The organism is Limnohabitans sp. Rim8 (genome assembly GCF_943326455.1).
Taxonomy (GTDB): Bacteria; Pseudomonadota; Gammaproteobacteria; order Burkholderiales; family Burkholderiaceae_C; genus Limnohabitans_A.
The window spans coordinates 92,607-108,354 of sequence record NZ_CALPTI020000003.1 but is presented as its reverse complement, the minus strand read 5'-3'; the positions used below and the strand labels follow the sequence as shown (position 1 = coordinate 108,354).

At 53.6% G+C, this 15,748-nt stretch carries 14 protein-coding genes; 7 read left to right on the top strand and 7 right to left on the bottom strand.

Annotated elements, in window-relative coordinates; all coding sequences use genetic code 11:
• Window positions 1–17: 17 nt before the first annotated feature.
• Both Q1M54_RS03020 and Q1M54_RS03015 read right to left on the bottom strand, forming a co-directional pair.
• Window positions 18–320, bottom strand: a complete 303-nt coding sequence (locus tag Q1M54_RS03020; protein ID WP_300553712.1) for a Dabb family protein — start codon at window positions 318–320, stop codon at window positions 18–20.
• A gap of 12 nt (window positions 321–332) precedes the next feature.
• Window positions 333–638, bottom strand: a complete 306-nt coding sequence (locus Q1M54_RS03015; RefSeq protein ID WP_300553710.1) for a YciI family protein — start codon at window positions 636–638, stop codon at window positions 333–335.
• A 310-nt stretch (window positions 639–948) separates the two neighbouring features.
• Between Q1M54_RS03015 and Q1M54_RS03010 the strand changes: the two genes are divergently transcribed.
• The 4 genes from Q1M54_RS03010 to Q1M54_RS02995 are packed head-to-tail and all read left to right on the top strand — an operon-like array spanning window position 949 to window position 4,887.
• A complete protein-coding gene (locus Q1M54_RS03010) occupies window positions 949–1,842 on the top strand; it encodes a dioxygenase (protein ID WP_300553707.1) in 894 nt (297 codons plus the stop codon).
• A gap of 29 nt (window positions 1,843–1,871) precedes the next feature.
• Window positions 1,872–2,675, top strand: a complete 804-nt coding sequence (locus Q1M54_RS03005) for a citryl-CoA lyase (protein WP_300553704.1) — start codon at window positions 1,872–1,874, stop codon at window positions 2,673–2,675.
• Window positions 2,672–3,850, top strand: coding sequence for a CoA transferase (locus Q1M54_RS03000; RefSeq protein ID WP_300553701.1), 1,179 nt, complete (start codon window positions 2,672–2,674; stop codon window positions 3,848–3,850). The genes Q1M54_RS03005 and Q1M54_RS03000 overlap by 4 nt, the downstream gene beginning before the upstream one ends.
• Before the next feature lie 50 nt (window positions 3,851–3,900).
• Complete coding sequence (locus tag Q1M54_RS02995) at window positions 3,901–4,887, top strand: tripartite tricarboxylate transporter substrate-binding protein (RefSeq protein WP_300553698.1); 987 nt, start codon at window positions 3,901–3,903, stop codon at window positions 4,885–4,887.
• 105 nt (window positions 4,888–4,992) lie between these two features.
• Here Q1M54_RS02995 and Q1M54_RS02990 read toward each other — a convergent pair whose 3' ends face one another.
• Both Q1M54_RS02990 and Q1M54_RS02985 read right to left on the bottom strand, forming a co-directional pair.
• Entirely contained in the window at window positions 4,993–5,979 is a 987-nt protein-coding gene (locus tag Q1M54_RS02990) for a tripartite tricarboxylate transporter substrate-binding protein (RefSeq protein WP_300553695.1), read from the bottom strand.
• Window positions 5,980–6,127: 148 nt separating this feature from the next.
• A complete protein-coding gene (locus Q1M54_RS02985) occupies window positions 6,128–8,170 on the bottom strand; it encodes a fused MFS/spermidine synthase (protein WP_300553692.1) in 2,043 nt (680 codons plus the stop codon).
• A gap of 595 nt (window positions 8,171–8,765) precedes the next feature.
• On the opposite strand from Q1M54_RS02985, the gene Q1M54_RS02980 reads away from it, so the two are divergent.
• From Q1M54_RS02980 to Q1M54_RS02970, 3 genes are read left to right on the top strand one after another with little or no spacing between them, the layout of a single operon-like run.
• The gene (locus tag Q1M54_RS02980; protein ID WP_300553689.1) at window positions 8,766–9,623 is read left to right on the top strand and encodes a class I SAM-dependent methyltransferase; all 858 of its coding nucleotides are present in this window, start codon (window positions 8,766–8,768) and stop codon (window positions 9,621–9,623) included.
• Window positions 9,624–9,663: 40 nt separating this feature from the next.
• Window positions 9,664–11,031, top strand: coding sequence for an amino acid permease (locus Q1M54_RS02975; RefSeq protein WP_300553686.1), 1,368 nt, complete (start codon window positions 9,664–9,666; stop codon window positions 11,029–11,031).
• A gap of 4 nt (window positions 11,032–11,035) precedes the next feature.
• Entirely contained in the window at window positions 11,036–12,664 is a 1,629-nt protein-coding gene (locus Q1M54_RS02970) for an AMP-binding protein (protein WP_300553684.1), read from the top strand.
• Between the two features lie 2 nt (window positions 12,665–12,666).
• Here the strand turns inward: Q1M54_RS02970 and Q1M54_RS02965 are convergent, their stop codons facing one another.
• The 3 genes from Q1M54_RS02965 to Q1M54_RS02955 form a co-directional block, all read right to left on the bottom strand.
• Window positions 12,667–13,968: a serine hydrolase gene (locus Q1M54_RS02965; protein ID WP_300553681.1), complete on the bottom strand. Its 1,302-nt coding sequence runs from the start codon at window positions 13,966–13,968 to the stop codon at window positions 12,667–12,669.
• 79 nt (window positions 13,969–14,047) lie between these two features.
• On the bottom strand, window positions 14,048–14,479 hold the full coding sequence (locus Q1M54_RS02960) for a hotdog fold thioesterase (protein ID WP_300553679.1): 432 nt from the start codon (window positions 14,477–14,479) through the stop codon (window positions 14,048–14,050).
• Window positions 14,480–14,768: 289 nt separating this feature from the next.
• On the bottom strand, window positions 14,769–15,746 hold the full coding sequence (locus Q1M54_RS02955; RefSeq protein WP_300553676.1) for a D-2-hydroxyacid dehydrogenase family protein: 978 nt from the start codon (window positions 15,744–15,746) through the stop codon (window positions 14,769–14,771).
• Window positions 15,747–15,748: the final 2 nt, after the last annotated feature.

Below are 15,748 nucleotides of genomic sequence, written 5' to 3'. Positions count from 1 at the left end.
CTTTATCTCCTGAAAAATCAATGGGGGGTGTAATCCACTTGGAAACGGGAAGTTCGCAAATTTGCCACCTCCTCCTTCACGCGCAGGTGCTCTGGGTGACTGGCGTACGCGTTCAAAGCGTCCTGGGTGTCAAACTCTGTGTACAAAACCACGTCGCAGGCATAGTCAATGCGGCTGGTGTCAATGCCCAACTCAAGGTGCAATAGACCCGGGATTTGGCCCCGTAAGCTTTCGAAACTGCTTTTCAACTGCGCGATGGACGTCGCTTTTTCTGCTTCAGATGTGCCTCGTACATGCCACATCACAATGTGTTTGATCATGTCATCGCCTTTTTAAGTCACAGAAGGGAAGCCCGTTTTTTGAGGCCATAGGTTGACAAATGCATGGACTGCCACGCTGCCATACAAACCCGCCTGCGTGAAAGGCTCTTGATCCAACCATGCAAGGGCAGCCTCACGGTCTGGAAAGTCCATCACCAACAAGCTGCCCAACATGGTTTGGCCATCGTCCTGCATGAGCGGCCCGGCAAAAGCAACCCGATCAGCCACAGTGGACAAATAGGCCTTGTGGGTAGGACGCAAGCGCAGACGCAACTCAGCGCTATGGGGTTTGTCCATCAGGACGAATGAGAAAAGCATTATTTGAGTTTTGACATCGAATCACCAAATTTTTGCATGGGCAAACTCCGCAAGGAGTCGTGTACAAGACACCCCTCCTTTTTATTTTTGCTGATGATGGCAAGAGGTGCATGACGAGTTCGACCCAGCCGCAAGAGGGCGACCCTGAAGCTCACAAACAGGGCGCCCAATCGGCTGTCCAAAAAAGATTCGAAAGGGCAAGCAAGCATTGAGACCATCCAATCCATTCGGGACTGATTCGATTTTCAAAAAGTCGCGCCAAACATCAAGCCCCGTTCCACTTAACAACACCATTTCACGAAAGACTTCCATGGCAAATCCAGAGACGCACGACATCGCGCAGGCAGTTATTGACAGAATGGCTGATAGCCAAGACCCCCGGTTCAAAGCCGTGATGACGTCACTGGTCAAACATGTTCATGCTTTTCTTGAAGAAATGCAGATCACACCCGAAGAGTGGATGAATACCATCGAGTTTTTGACCGCCACGGGCAAAATGTGCGATGAAAAAAGGCAAGAGTTCATTTTGCTGTCCGACACCTTGGGCATATCCATGGCGGTGGTGGCCATCGCGCAAGCCAAAGGGTCGGCATCTCTCAAACACAACCCACCCCAACTGGCGCCCACAGAAGCCACCGTGCTCGGCCCATTCTTTTGGGAGGGCGCGCCTGAGTTGCCCTTGGGCTCAGACATCCGGGGCAGCAGTTCTGGCACACCCGCTCTGTACTGCGGCCGCGTCACCGATACCGCAGGTCAACCCATTGCCCATTGCACTTTGGATGTTTGGTCTGGGGATTCTGATGGTTTTTACGATTTGCAAAAAGGCGCTGAAGCCCCGATGGAGCTTCGAGCACGATTTCACACCGACGCTCAAGGGCAGTACAGTTTTTGGTCGATCAGGCCCACTTGCTACCCGGTGCCGGACGATGGTCCGGTTGGCGTGATGCTCCGGAAAATGGGCAGACACCCATTCCGTCCCGGACACATGCACACGATGCTCAGCGCAGCAGGACATGAAACCTTGATCACCCACTTGTTTGTGGCAGATAGCCCTTACCTCGAATCCGATGCCGTATTTGGCGTGCGCAACAGTTTGATTGTTCCGTTTCAAGCGCACCCAGCTGGTACCGCGCCTGATGGCACCCAGATGTCTGAGCCTTACCACGTGGCCCAATTTGATTTCGCCTTGGTGCCCACCGTTTAAATCGTCAACCCACTTACCGGAGTGTTATCGTGAAAATTGGCAAAGCCACCGTTCCAAGATCGGCGATCTGTACGTCAAACCAAGACACGATCGTCGTGCGCGGCGCAGACTTGGCGCGCGATCTGATTGGGCACATCAATTTTGGGGATTATTTCTTCCTGCTTTTGACTGGCAAGCGTGCCGACAGCGCCACCAGTGCCGTCCTCAACGCCACCTTGGTCGCGATTGCAGAGCATGGTTTGGTGCCCAGCGTTCAAGCCGCACGGATGACACTGGCTGCAGCACCCGACGCCATGCAAGGCGCTGTTGCAGCGGGTCTGCTGGGATCGGGCTCGGTCATATTGGGTGCATCAGAAACTGCTGGGCGACTTTACTTGGCCATTGAAAAGGAGTCAGCCAATCATGGTGGCGATCTGAGAGCAGCAGCTCGGGTTGTTCTGAGCGATCTGCGTGCACGCAAGTTACCCATCGCTGGCTATGGGCACCCCGAACACAAAAGCCAAGACCCTCGCGTTGGACGTCTCTTTGAAGTCTCTGCACAAGCGGGTGGTGGTCAAAAATACATTGAAATGGCCAAAATGGTCGAGGACCTGATGCCTGAGGTCGTCGGCAAACCACTCAAGCTGAATGTGTCTGGCGCCATACCGGCCGTGTTGCTGGGCGTCGGCTTTCCAGTCAATGCACTGAAGGGTGTTCCCATGTTGGCACGCACGGCCAGTTTGATCGCCCATTTGAACGAAGAGATGGAGGACAGCATTGGTTTTGCGCTGTCTTACCAAGCCACTCGCGAGCAGGAATACACTGGCGAGATGCCTTTGGGTGACGACGCATGACCCAAGTTCTCGCAGACCTCAAAGTGGTCGAGCATGGCACCTTCATCACTGGTCCGGCAGCTTCTATGCTTTTGGCAGATTTGGGCGCAGATGTCGTGAAGGTGGAGCTGCCTGGAACAGGCGACCCATTTCGCGCCTTCAAGGGTGAGCTTTACAGCCCACACTTTCAGACCTACAACCGAAACAAGCGCAGCATCACCCTCAACACCAAAGACAAAGCCGACTTGGCAAAATTCGATGCGCTGATTGCCGAAGCCGATGTTTACATCCAAAATTTTCGGCCTGGCTTTGCGGAGCTAATTGGCGCTGGACATGAGCGTCTTCGCGCCATCAATCCCCGACTCATCTATTGCGCCATCAGTGGGTTTGGCCCTACTGGACCGTATGCCAAACGTCCCAGTTACGACACGGTGGCTCAAGCCGTCAGTGGTTTTTTAGGCTTGCTGATCAATCCAGCAGATCCACGCGTCGTAGGCCCTGCTATGGCCGATTCTCTTACAGGTTTTTATGCGGCTTATGGCGTGCTGGGGGCGCTGTATGAACGCAATACCACCGGCCAAGGTCGGCTGGTAGAGGTCTCCATGATGGAGGCCATGACCCATTTCAACTTGGATGCATTCACACATCTCTTTTCGGCACAAGAGGTCATGGGCCCTTTTAGCCGCCCCAATGTGTCGCAGTCGTATGTCATGTGTTGCAGCGATGGCCTGTGGCTGGCTTTGCACATGTCTTCGCCACCCAAGTTCTGGGAGGGTCTGGCCAATGCTATGGAAAGAGAAGATATTTTCCAAGACCCCCGATTCTCAAGCCGTCAAGCGCGCATTGATCACCAGCAAGATCTGATGCTGGTGCTCAGAGATATTTTCAAACTTCGCACGCGAGCAGATTGGTGCGCGCGTTTGGTGGCACAAGACGTACCCCATGCCCCCATGTACACCACCGAGGAAGTCCCCCACGATTCACAAGCACAACATCTGGAGCTTTTTGTGGAAGCGCCTCACCCTACCAGTGGTGTTTTTAAGACTGTGCGATCACCCGTTTCCTTTGACGGCAAAAGGTCTTTAGACGTCACCGCCCCCCCTCTGTTGGGTCAGCACAACGATGAATTCAATGCAGGTTGGCCCGTACGCAAAGGTCTGGCAAGGTTGGCGGCCAATGACCACCAACTTCCCTGATAAATCAGCATCAATTTGTTTTCTCCCTCCCTCACACATAAGGAAATGACATGCGCTTCTCAAGAAGAACCCTGGCAAAAATAACGACTCTTGGTGCTTTGCTGACATTGGCCAATGTCACTCAAGCCCAAACCGCCGCTCCAGCAGACTGGCCCAACAAAGCCATTCGAATCGTGGTCGGATTTCCACCAGGAACGGCACCAGACGTCTTTGCCCGCATGTACGGTGACCAGGTATCCAAGAAGCTCGGGGTTCCCGTTGTGATCGACAACAAACCAGGTGCTGCCACCAACTTGGCAACCGATCTCGTTGCCAAAGCACCGAGCGATGGCTACACCGTTTTGTACGGCTTATCGACCGCATTCACCCTCAACCCATTCATCTATTCGAAACTGCCTTTTGATCCCGCCAAGGACTTGGTGCCTGTGGCCACCACCATGGTTCAAGGCTTGGTGTTGATCACCAATCCCAAGTTTCCAGCCAACAACATTCGCGAACTGGCCGCTGCAGCGCGGGCCAAGCCTGGCGCGATTTCACATGCATCCTACGGTGCGGGCAGCCCATCGCACATGATTGCCGAGTGGTTCAAAGATGAAGCCAAAATCGACATGCTCCATGTGCCCTACCGCACACCGCCCATGACCGATTTAATTGGCGGACAGGTCGATACATTGATGGAGCCCATCTCCACGGCAGTGCCCATGATTGCTGGTGGCCGTGCCAAAGCACTGGCTTATTCGGGAGCAACGCGCCATCCATCCTTGCCAGATGTGCCCACATTTGCTGAAATTTACCCAGGACTGACAGTGATGTCGTGGCACGGCATCTGGGCACCTTCTGGCGTTCCCATACCCATTGTTAACCGGTTACACACAGCATTTGTGGAAGTGACGAGAGATCCAGAGATGCAAAAACGCATCAAGGATTTGAACGTAGAGCCGCTGGGTATCTCCAGAAGCGAAATGTCCGCGTTGGTTCGTCGCGATGCCGAGATTTTCAGCAAGATCGCCAAAGCCAAGAACATCACCTTGGACTGAGTTGGGGGACATGGCCCTTTGGATGGATCCAAAAACCTGTTCTTTCATGAAAAAGGGGCGCTTACACAAGCGCCCCTTTTTTTAAGTCAAGCTTAAGGTGTGAGCTCAAGAATCGGCACGGAAACCCAGTGCTCTGACCAATCGGCCAGAGAACTCGGTATCGGCCTTCATGCGTTCGGCAAACTGTTCCTGCGTGGTGGGCGTCACTTGGACAGCCAAAGGCGCCACGGCTTCAGCCACATCCGGCTGAGACAGTGCGGCACGCAGCAAGTTGGAAGCGCGGTCACGTATGGCAGCAGGGGCCGTGGCGGGCAAGAAGAAGCCAAACCATTCGCGCATGACCAGTTCATCAAAACCCTGCTCCCGGTAAGTGGCCACATTGGGGACAAAGGTGGACCGAGTGGGGCCCGATGTGGCCAAAATGCGTGCACGACCTGTGGCGTGGTGCTGAATCCAGTCGCCCAAAGGCGAGGACATCGAGGTGATTTGCCCACCCAGAAGCTGAGGTACGCCAGGGCCGGAGCCGGCGAAGGGCACGTTCAAGGATTGGATGTCGGCAATTTGGGCAAAACGCCCTGCCAACAAATGTGGCATGGAGCCAGCACCCGGGTTACCCACCGTGGCTTTGCCAGGGTTGGCTTTGGCCCAAGCCACGTACTGGCGCAAATTCGTCACTTCAGCAGGCACGGCTGGGCCCACCACGAAGGCATGGTCGGTGGCGTGACCAATGCTGATGGGCGCGACATCGGCCTGCGAGTAAGGCAGCTTGGAATAAGAGTGAGGGTACACAGTCAACATGGACGCAGGCGTGTACAACATCGTTGCACCGTCGCCTGCTGCGGCTTTCAAGGTGGACACGCCAATTTGGCCACCCGCCCCTGGGCGGTTTTCAATGATGATGTTGGTGGCATAGACACCGCGCAGCTTCTCACCGATGCGACGCGCGAACGCGTCGGTGGTTCCACCCGGTGGAAAGCCCACCACAATCCTCAAAGTCTCTGGAATGGCTTGCGCGAAGGCAGGCAAGTTCCCCAAGCCTAAAGCAGCAACAGCACTGGCGCCCTGAATCAGGGTTTGACGACGGGTTTTCATGTTTGACTCCTGGTTTTTGATGTTGAAGGTGAAAACCAATCCATCGTAAGCGAGCAAGTTCAATCAACCAAATGAAATCAAGGCGAATCCTTACATTTCATAAGCATTTGATGCAAAAATAAAACACAAGGATACGGCCTTCAAGGCCTCATTTGGCAATGGGTGCAATGCTGCTGAATTGGTCGGTCCACAACCTCAAACCGGGTTGGTCTTGAGGCTCATGCCTTAGAAAACGACCCGCTGCATCCCTTACCTCGCGGTTCACAGAAGGGTAGGCTTTCAGGTAAGCCTGATCCTGGGTCATGATGAAGTGCAAGTTTCTGCGTATATTGCGAACCTCGTCAGCAGCTTGAGATTTGTGCCGAAACGCCATGCCCAAGCCCTCAGACTGCGCCTTCACGACGGGGTACAGGTTGAGATAGGCGTTGGTGATGTTGATGGCAATGTAACCGTCAGGTTTGAGGTGATCGCGGTAAATCTGGAAGGCTTCCCGCGTCAGCAGATGGATGGGCACCGATCCGCCAGTGAACGCGTCCAGCACAATCACGTCATAAAGCTTGTCTTTGGGCAACTGCTCCATGCGCAGCCGCGCGTCACCCAACAAAATATTTTGCTCGCGCGCTTTGCAAGAGGACAGGTTGTCAAACCATTCTTGTGCAAATCGTACGGCTGCTGGATTGATCTCGTAAAAATCGTAAGCATCTTCTTCCCGGGCAAAATTGGCCAAGGTTCCGGCGCCCAGACCAATGAGCGCCACCGAAAGATTCGGCTTTTGCGACATGGCCCACAACAGGGTTTCGCCTATGCCGCTGTCGCGAGCGTAGTAAGTGGTGGGCACATGTCGAAGGGTCTCAGACAAAAACTGCTGGCCATGGGTCACGTTGCCACTGAAAAACACCCTGTCGTTGCGCTCAGGTTCGTTCAAAAATCGGCGTTCTTTGACCGAAACCGTGCCGTAAAAATTTCTGTCTTGGTCCAGCAGTACTTCTGTGCGGTCCGCTTTGCGCACCTCGCGCCAAGACCACGGGTTTTGCATGGCCACCAACAAAGCCACCATGATGATGGCTGTGAATACGCCCACAAGACGCTCCCCCAAGCCAGGACGCTTTGAGTCTGAGCGAAACAACACTTGGCAGGCCAACAAAGCCACCAAAACCAACGCCATCAGCCATTCGTGGTAATCGTCAAACCATTGGGTTGCCACCAAGGTGACAAACAGTCCACCGAATGCCCCACCCACGGACATGCACAGGTAAAACTCAGTCAGGCGACGTGTATCCACAGGTCGGCGCTTGTAAAGCTCTCCATGGCAGAGCATGCAAACCACAAACAACAAGGCGAAATGCGACCAACGCACTTCGTTGACGCCATAGTCCCACTCAATGCCCAACCAACGCGGAATGTCACTCATACCGGCAGTGACCAGCAGCAACACCAAGGTCAAAAAGGCAAACAACTTGGGGCGGTACCACCGAGGGTGGTCAAAGGTCAGGATGAAAGTGACCAAGTACAGGCCCAGGGTGGAGATCCACAACCGGGGCTCTGGCGCCACGTCGTGGCTGATTTGATCGGTGGCGGCAATGAAAACCAGTGAGGCCAATGCGGGCAAAGCAACCCACGAAAACCGCTGTGCCAATGATGTCGTGGCTTGATTGGCGTCTTGTTCATTGGCTTTGGGCAATAAGGCCTCTTCGCCTTGACCTTTGGCGGCAAGAGCGTTCGCAGGCTTGTTTTGCCAAGCTCCCAAAGCTACCGGCAAACAAAGCAGGACGAAGACCCAAAACCCGGCTGTCCAGAGTTGTCCCATTTCTTGCTGTTCGAGCCATGGTTCCAAAACATATGGAAAAGACAACAGGGCCAAAAAAGAACCCACATTGGACAATGCGTACAAACGGAAAACAGACGATGCGTGTGCCGTGCTGGTGAACCAGTGTTGAACCAAGGGCCCGGTGGTGGCGAGACAAAAATAAGGCAAGCCAACGCTGACACCCAAAATGAACAAGACCTGAAACACAGGTGAGTCGGGGGACTCTGGCCGCAGTTCTGCTCCTGGCAATACCCTGGAGGCCAACAGGGCAGCGATCACCAACAAAACCACATGGATCCGTGCCTGTATTTGGCGAGACGGCACCTTGGCCAACGCATGCGCATACAGGTAACCCAAGCACAACAAGGTCTGAAAAAACAGCATGGCTGTGGTCCAAACCGCAGGACTGCCACCAAACCATGGAAGTATTTGCTTGCTCAGCAGGGGCTGAACTTGGAACAACAAAAAAGCGCTCGTGAATATCGTGAGTGCGAATGGCAGAAAACTCCAAGGGTTTGAAGATTGATGGGCAAGGTGAGGATTCATGGTTTTGATGATGTCAACAAAAGTGCGATAAACATTCGCTTAACAGGAATGATGGTCTAACAAAAATTATCGGAGATGAGCTACGCTTGATTGATCAATGATCTTGGCGCAAACCGATTAATGCTGACAGGTAAAAAGATTAGATTTTTAAGCTAAACGGCGCAGATTCTACAAGCCAAAGATCGGAGCATGTACCCTCTGAGCAAGCGCATAAACCTTTTTAAAAAAGGTTTTGTCGGCACCCTATTTAAGCACCGTCTCACTGCAATTTTTCCTCGAAGAAAATCGTTGAAACCAAGGGTTTATACGGAACACTGCTGTCTTCCTCAGCTCATCAAAGCTGCACTTTGAAATGGTTTAATTGAACCGTATGAGTTTGGACTTCCGCATTTTTTTGAAGTACCCAACTGAATTTAAACATCAGGAGTTTTGAATGCATTCGACGCGTTTCTTTATGGCCACACTGATGGCGTGTTCCATGACTCTGGCTCAAGCCTCTTCGACAGCTGGAGCAGCCGACCCTAAAGCACCCAACGCTGCCTATGAGCCCATTCGGGGTCAAGCGGGCAAAGATGTGATCTGGATCCCCACACCCGAAGGTCTGATCGACAAAATGCTGGCTGCAGCCAAAGTCACCGAACAAGACCGTTTGTTCGACCTGGGTGCCGGTGACGGGATCATCGCCATTACGGCTGCGCGCAAGTTTGGCGCGCAATCGGTGGGCATTGAGTACAACCCCGACATGGCCCAATTTGCCCGTCGTAAGGTCAATGAGGCGGGACTGAACAACAAGGTCCGAATCATCACTGGCGACATCTTCAAAGAAGACTTCACATCAGCGACTGTCGTCACGCTTTACCTGATGCCGCATCTGAACCTTCAGCTTCGACCCACTTTGCTCAAAATGAAACCAGGCACCCGCGTGGTGTCGCACGCATTCACGATGGGCGATTGGGAGCCTGACGAAACCATGCAACACGAGTACTCACGCGCTTATTACTGGATGGTGCCTGCGCAGGTTGCAGGTGACTGGGTCATCACGGGCTTGGAAGGCGGTCCTGTGCGCTTGAGAATGAACCAAACCTTTCAACACATAGGCGGCACCATGACCCGTGGCGGCGTGACTCAAGCGCTCATGGGCGCAAAACTTCAGGGTGAAGAACTCAAATTCCGCTTCAGCACGCCCGACCAAACCGTCCACACATTCACGGGGAAGGTGGAGGGCAAACGCATGACCGGCAGCGTGAGTTCAGGCTTCACAAACGCTTCCATTGAAGGCGTTCGTCAGTGATCTTCTCGTTCTCCGAACTTTCCCACTTTTTTCTCAGACCATGAACGCCGAAAAAACAGCCCCCGTGAATATGTTGCGCTTGCTTCATCCTTTGTCAGCCATTGCACTGATCGTCGGCATCGTGATTGGCGCCGGCATTTTCAAAACCCCATCGATGGTGGCGGGCATCAGCGGCGATGCTGGCTGGGCCTTGGTTCTTTGGGTTGCTGGAGGGCTCATCTCCATCATCGGTGCACTGTGCTATGCCGAACTGTGCACGGCATACCCCAGTGCTGGCGGTGACTACCATTTTCTAAAGCGCGCCTTTGGGCGTGATTTTTCTTTCATTTACGGATGGTCGCGCGCCACCATCATCAACACGGGCTCTATCGCCCTTTTGGCTTTTGTTTTCGGTGATTACATGAGCACACTGGTGCCCTTGGGTGCTTTTTCGAGTGCCATCTGGGCGTTGGGCGTTGTGGTTTTTCTGACAGCTGTCAACTTTCTCGGCATACAAGCCTCCTCCAAAATCCAGAACTGGCTGACCGCAACAGAAATCGTCGGATTGCTGGCCATTGTGGTGGCGGGTTTTTGGGTGGATGCCCCCGCCTCAGGGGCAATCCAATGGTTCGCACAAGCGCCCGCGGCCTCACAGTGGGGTCTGTGTTTGGTCTTTGTTTTGCTGACCTTTGGCGGCTGGAACGAATCCGCTTACATCTCTGCCGAATTGCAAGGTGGCCCGCGTACCATGGTCTGGGTCATCCTGGCCAGCATGGTCGCTTTGGCCGCGATTTATTTGCTGGTCAATGTGGCGCTGCTCATGGGCTTGGGTTTGAGTGGCTTGAGTCAGAGCAAAACTGCAGCGGCCGACCTGCTGGGTTTGGCATTCGGTCCTTGGGCGCAAAAGGCTTTGGGATTGTTCGTGGCCATTGCTGCATTGACCAGCATCAACGCCACCATGTTTGTCGGCGCTCGCACCAACTTCGCGGTTGGCACTGATTGGAAGGCCCTGCGCAAATTGGGGCAGTGGCAATTGGAGATCGGTAGCCCCAAACCCGCCTTGCTGCTGCAAGCTCTCATCAGCATCGGTTTGATCATCTTGGGCACGCAAGAAGCCGATGGCTTTTCTGCCATGGTCGAGTTCACTGCCCCTGTCTTTTGGGGATTCTTGTTTTTGGTGGGTCTGTCTTTGATCTGGTTGCGGCAAACAGATGGCCAGACCACCAGACCGTTCAAAGTGCCGCTCTATCCCATCTTGCCACTTGTTTTTTGTGCCGTCTGCGCCTGGTTGACTTATTCCAGCATCACTTACGCCATCTCGCAAAAGGCGATTCATGTCTCTATGTGGCTCATTGCCAGTGGTGTCCTGGCTTTGCTGATTTTGCGAATCCGTGAAAACTCCATCGACAAACTTTCAGCCCAGACCTGATCCGATGAAAACGCCATTTCCTGCTTTTGACTACGAGGCTGCTCGCGCCCATTTTTCTTACACCGTTCCAGAGTTTTTTAACTTTGGATTTGACGTGGTGGACAAACGTGCTCAGACGAATGACAAGCTGGCCTTGATCGCTATTGACCGAAGCGGCCAGAACGTCACGCACTACCATTACAGCGACCTTGAGCGTGAGTCGAACCGTTTCGCAAACGCCCTGTTGGCTCTGGGTGTTGGCAAAGGTGACTCGGTATTGGTGGTGCTCCCGCGCATTGCACAGTGGTATTTTGTGCTGTTGGGTTGCGCCAAAATCGGGGCCATTGCCATGCCTGGTACCAACCAACTCAAAGCCAAAGATCTGGAGTACCGGGTCAACCGATCCGGCGCATCGGTGGCCGTGGTGGGCACCCCCCATGCAAAGGCCCTTGAATCGATCGAATCAGTTTGCCCAACCCTCCAACACAAAATACTGGTGGGCGATAGCAAAGCCGGTTGGTATTCGTTTGAAGACATGTGCGCGGCGCAATCGCCCGGCATAGACCGCCAAAAAATCCCGCTCACCCGATCGGATGAGTGCATGCTGATCTATTTCACCTCTGGCACCACCTCACTGCCCAAGATGGTCGAAAGAGACCACGCCTACGCCTTGGCCCATTCGATCACTGGGCGTTACTGGCAAGACTTGCGCGAAAGTGATGTGCACTGGACCTTGACCGATACCGGCTGGGCCAAAGCTGCCTGGGGCCTGCTTTACCCCCCATTGACAGCCGGCGCCACCATCGTGCTTTACGACGGTGAAGGGTTTGATCTGCCAATGCATTTGGACATCATTGCCAAATACAAAGTGAGCACGTTTTGCGCACCGCCCACTGTTTACCGCGTGATGGCCAAGGCCGATTTATCGGGCGCTGACTTCAGCTCGCTTCGCCACTGTTTTGGTGCAGGTGAACCCCTCAACCCAGAGGCCATGCGGGCTTGGAAGATCGCTACGGGATGCGACATTTACGACGGTTATGGCCAAACGGAAACGATCAACATCGTGGCCAATTTCCCGGGCATGGCGATTCGACCTGGCTCTATGGGCAAACCTTGCCCCGGTTTGCATGTCGATGTGATCGATGATGATGGTCAAGTGGTGGCCGATGATGAGGTGGGGCACATTGCCGTCAAGGTCACAGACCCTTATCCTCCAGGTCTTTTCCGTGGCTATTATGGTGACCCCCAAACGACCGCCAAGGCGTTTCGGCATGGCTGGTACTACACGGGTGATACCGCCAAACGAGACAACGACGGCTACATCTGGTTTGTGGGCCGCTCGGACGACATCATCTCGTCCTCCAGCTACCGGATCAGTCCTTTTGAGGTGGAGTCGACCCTCATCGAACACCCCGCCGTGGCGGAAGCCGCTGTGATTGGCAAACCCGATGAATTGCGCGGCGAAATCGTCAAGGCCTTCATCATTCTGGCAAAGGGTTACACGGCTTCAGACGCGCTGGCTGTCGAGATTCAAAATTTCGTCAAAGAGCAAACCGCGCCCTACAAATACCCCAGAGAGATCGAATTCAGGGACACACTGCCCAAGACCATCTCCGGAAAAATTCGAAGGGTGGAGTTGCGTGGCGAAGGGTAAAGTCAATCGGTCGAACCGCCCAAGCTTTTGAGGATGCCAGACCAAAGCGCATCGCGCATTTGGTAAGGTCGCATGTCTTGCCTTCCGCTGGCTTGGTCGTTCACCGAGGTTTGAACCATCACGATGCCCGTCTTTGGCTGAACAAGAATGTGTTGACCATGAATGCCTTGAAGGGCGAATGTCCGCTCTTTAAAGGGCATCAACCAAGTTTGGTAACCATATCCGTGTCCGGGCGTGGCAACCCGGGGACGAAACGCTGGCGGCTGCCTTGCTGAGTCGGTGGCGTCCAGTAAAAATTGACGCGGAATGACCGATACCCCATCTCGAAAACCATCATTGGCCAGCAAAATACCTAGGCGAGCATAATCGCGCAAAGTGGCATTGAAACTTCCGCCGGTGCCCTCACCTCGGTCGGTTCCTGCCAGCAACCAACGGGCTTCCGACTCAGCACCCATAGGCTTCCAAAGCCACTCTTCGGTCAATTGGCTGATGCTCATGCCGCTGGCCCGTGCCAGCACCCTGCCCACAATTTCTGTCTCAATCGTGGCGTACTTGAACCGCACGCCCTGCTCCACCTCGCGCGAGGTCTTGGTATTGAGAAATTCAACAATTTTTTCGGGTCGCATACGATTTTCGGGCAGGTTCAACACCCTCCCCCACACCCAAATATCGTCATCGGGAGTCCAGGTATACAACTCGCGAAAAGGGACTCCAGAGGCCATGCGAAGCAAGTTTCGAATACTCGTTTGACCATAAGCTGATGGCGATATTTCTGGCCAATAATCAGCGGCCTTGTCATCCAATGAGCGAATCATGCCTTTCTCATGCGCGATGCCCACCAGCATGGCCGTGACCGTTTTCGCCATGGAAAACGATCGAAATCGCATGTTTGGCTGTCGGTCGTATTGGTAGCGTTCAGCCACCACTTGGCCATCTTTGATGACGATCAATCCCGTGGTTTTGGTGTCGGCCAAGAAATCATCCAGTGTTTTGCTAGAAAACCCCCAGCGGTAAGTGATGGGCGGACCACCCACCATCGCTGGCAAGTGCAAAACTTGATCGGATGCTCGAACCACCGCGCTGATGGCCACTTTGTCATTGCTTGACCATGTCCCAACTCTGCACTCTGGACGAGTCAGAGCTTGGGGACACACCGGATAACCCTGCTTCATACCCAAACGCTCTGCATCTGGCCCATCTGCACGGGTTTTGAGGGTATCGGCGGAACAAGCCATACCGACCCCAAACAAAAACCAAAAAAGAACTGCCGATAAAAAGTTTTTCAAGAATGTTTGCTGACCCATGGTCCACCTTGGAAGTCGAATAACAGCCATTGCTTTGCGGGTCTTCCAAAATGACAGACAGCAGCCGCATCATCGTGAATCAGTAACGCATAGACCCCTGAAGAACCGCCATAGTGACTCTGGAGATGCAAACCAGTTGACCCGCATCGTTGTAAATTTTGACCTCCCAGACATGAGAGCTTCTACCGATGTGAAGTGGACGGGCTTCGCCATGAACCCATCCAGAGGTCACAGCCCGGACATGGTTGGCATTGATTTCCTGACCTACACAATGGAAATGATCTGGGTCCACCACATAAGCTGCCGCCCATGAAGCCAAGGTCTCGCAGAAAGCCACGGAGACACCTCCGTGCAAAACACCTGCGGGTTGACGGGTTCGAGGATCCACAGGCATGCGGCCTCTCAAAAAATCCTCCCCCGCCTCAAGGATTTCAATGCCCAAATGACCGTTGGCACAAGCCTTGCCTTTTTGGTTAACAAGATCAATGGGAAAAGGAAGATGCCAAATCATAGGCGGTTTGGATGGATCAAAAAACTCATAAAAAGTTTATCGCCGAAGAGTCAGCGAGTCCAAAACATCAACTGTTTCGGTTGACCAACTCCACAAGCACTGCGATGACGCACAAGACAATAGAAAAAACAAATATACCCACAGCGTAATAGCCTGCAGAAATATTTCGAATGTTGGAAATTTTCAGTTTATTCATGACCCATTCTCGCATGGCACCCACACTGCAATCAAAGGCTAATTGATACAACAGTTTGAAAAAACCACAAGATCTCTTCAGACGCCGAAGCGTTCAGGTCCAGGAAAAGTTCGGAACGACTCCGGGATTGGCCAAATTTTGTGGTTTGCGGTCTGCAAATGCATTCACGTTGTCAAATGCCATTCCGAAATAATGTTCGTAGTTGTCACGTTCAACATAGCCAATGTGCGGGGTGCACAAGGCATTGGGTAATTTGAGCAAAGGATGATCAGCAGATAACACCGGCTCGGACTCATAAACATCCACCGCAGCGAACCCTGGCCGGCCTGATTGCAAAGCCTCAACCAATGCACCATGCACAAGCAACTCGGCTCTGCTGGTGTTGACCCATAAGGCGCTCGGCTTCATGGAGGCCAGGTCTTCCAAAGTGACCAAACCACGGGTTTGAGCGTTTAACCTGACATGCAGACTGATCACATCACTGGCGGCTAAAAACTCAGCGCGTGATGTCGCCAGCTCGAACCCATCGGCTTGGGCTCTGCTCATGGAGCCCTCACGACCCCAAACCCAAACATGCATGCCGAAAGCGCGGCCAAACAAAGCCACCTGTCGACCAATGCGCCCATAGCCCCATATGCCCAGGCGCTGCCCAGACAATTGTTGCCCCAAGTACCCTTGCCACAGACCATCTTGCATGCGACGCGCTTCACTCAACAAGTGACGTCGACTGGCCAAGATCAACGCCCAAGTCAGCTCTGCTGTTGCTGATCCCGTTCCTTGACCCTCTGACACCGCCACACCGCGCGCAGTGCAAGCGACCAAGTCAACATGTCCCGCAATTTTTCCAGTTTGGCTAATGAGCCTCAAGCTGGGTACCTGGTCCAAGATGCCTGCACTGATGGCCGTACGCTCGCGCGTCAAAACGACCGCATCAAAGCCCTGCAAACGCGCTGCCAAGTCATGGCCTTTGACAGTGTCATGAAATACCACCACCTCATGCCCGACCAGTTTTGAAAAGCAATTCAGGTTTTGAATGCAGTTTTGGTAGTCGTCAAGAATCGCCACACGCATAC

Bases quoted from the DNA above. Each gene is read 5' to 3' on its own strand.
- Q1M54_RS03020 (WP_300553712.1), bottom strand. From the start codon at position 320: ATGATCAAACACATTGTGATGTGGCATGTACGAGGCACATCTGAAGCA.
- Q1M54_RS03015 (WP_300553710.1), bottom strand. From the start codon at position 638: ATGCTTTTCTCATTCGTCCTGATGGACAAACCCCATAGCGCTGAGTTG.
- Q1M54_RS03010 (WP_300553707.1), top strand. From the start codon at position 949: ATGGCAAATCCAGAGACGCACGACATCGCGCAGGCAGTTATTGACAGA.
- Q1M54_RS03000 (WP_300553701.1), top strand. From the start codon at position 2,672: ATGACCCAAGTTCTCGCAGACCTCAAAGTGGTCGAGCATGGCACCTTC.
- Q1M54_RS02995 (WP_300553698.1), top strand. From the start codon at position 3,901: ATGCGCTTCTCAAGAAGAACCCTGGCAAAAATAACGACTCTTGGTGCT.
- Q1M54_RS02990 (WP_300553695.1), bottom strand. From the start codon at position 5,979: ATGAAAACCCGTCGTCAAACCCTGATTCAGGGCGCCAGTGCTGTTGCT.
- Q1M54_RS02985 (WP_300553692.1), bottom strand. From the start codon at position 8,170: ATGCTGTTTTTTCAGACCTTGTTGTGCTTGGGTTACCTGTATGCGCAT.
- Q1M54_RS02980 (WP_300553689.1), top strand. From the start codon at position 8,766: ATGCATTCGACGCGTTTCTTTATGGCCACACTGATGGCGTGTTCCATG.
- Q1M54_RS02975 (WP_300553686.1), top strand. From the start codon at position 9,664: ATGAACGCCGAAAAAACAGCCCCCGTGAATATGTTGCGCTTGCTTCAT.
- Q1M54_RS02970 (WP_300553684.1), top strand. From the start codon at position 11,036: ATGAAAACGCCATTTCCTGCTTTTGACTACGAGGCTGCTCGCGCCCAT.
- Q1M54_RS02965 (WP_300553681.1), bottom strand. From the start codon at position 13,968: ATGGGTCAGCAAACATTCTTGAAAAACTTTTTATCGGCAGTTCTTTTT.
- Q1M54_RS02960 (WP_300553679.1), bottom strand. From the start codon at position 14,479: ATGATTTGGCATCTTCCTTTTCCCATTGATCTTGTTAACCAAAAAGGC.
- Q1M54_RS02955 (WP_300553676.1), bottom strand. From the start codon at position 15,746: ATGCGTGTGGCGATTCTTGACGACTACCAAAACTGCATTCAAAACCTG.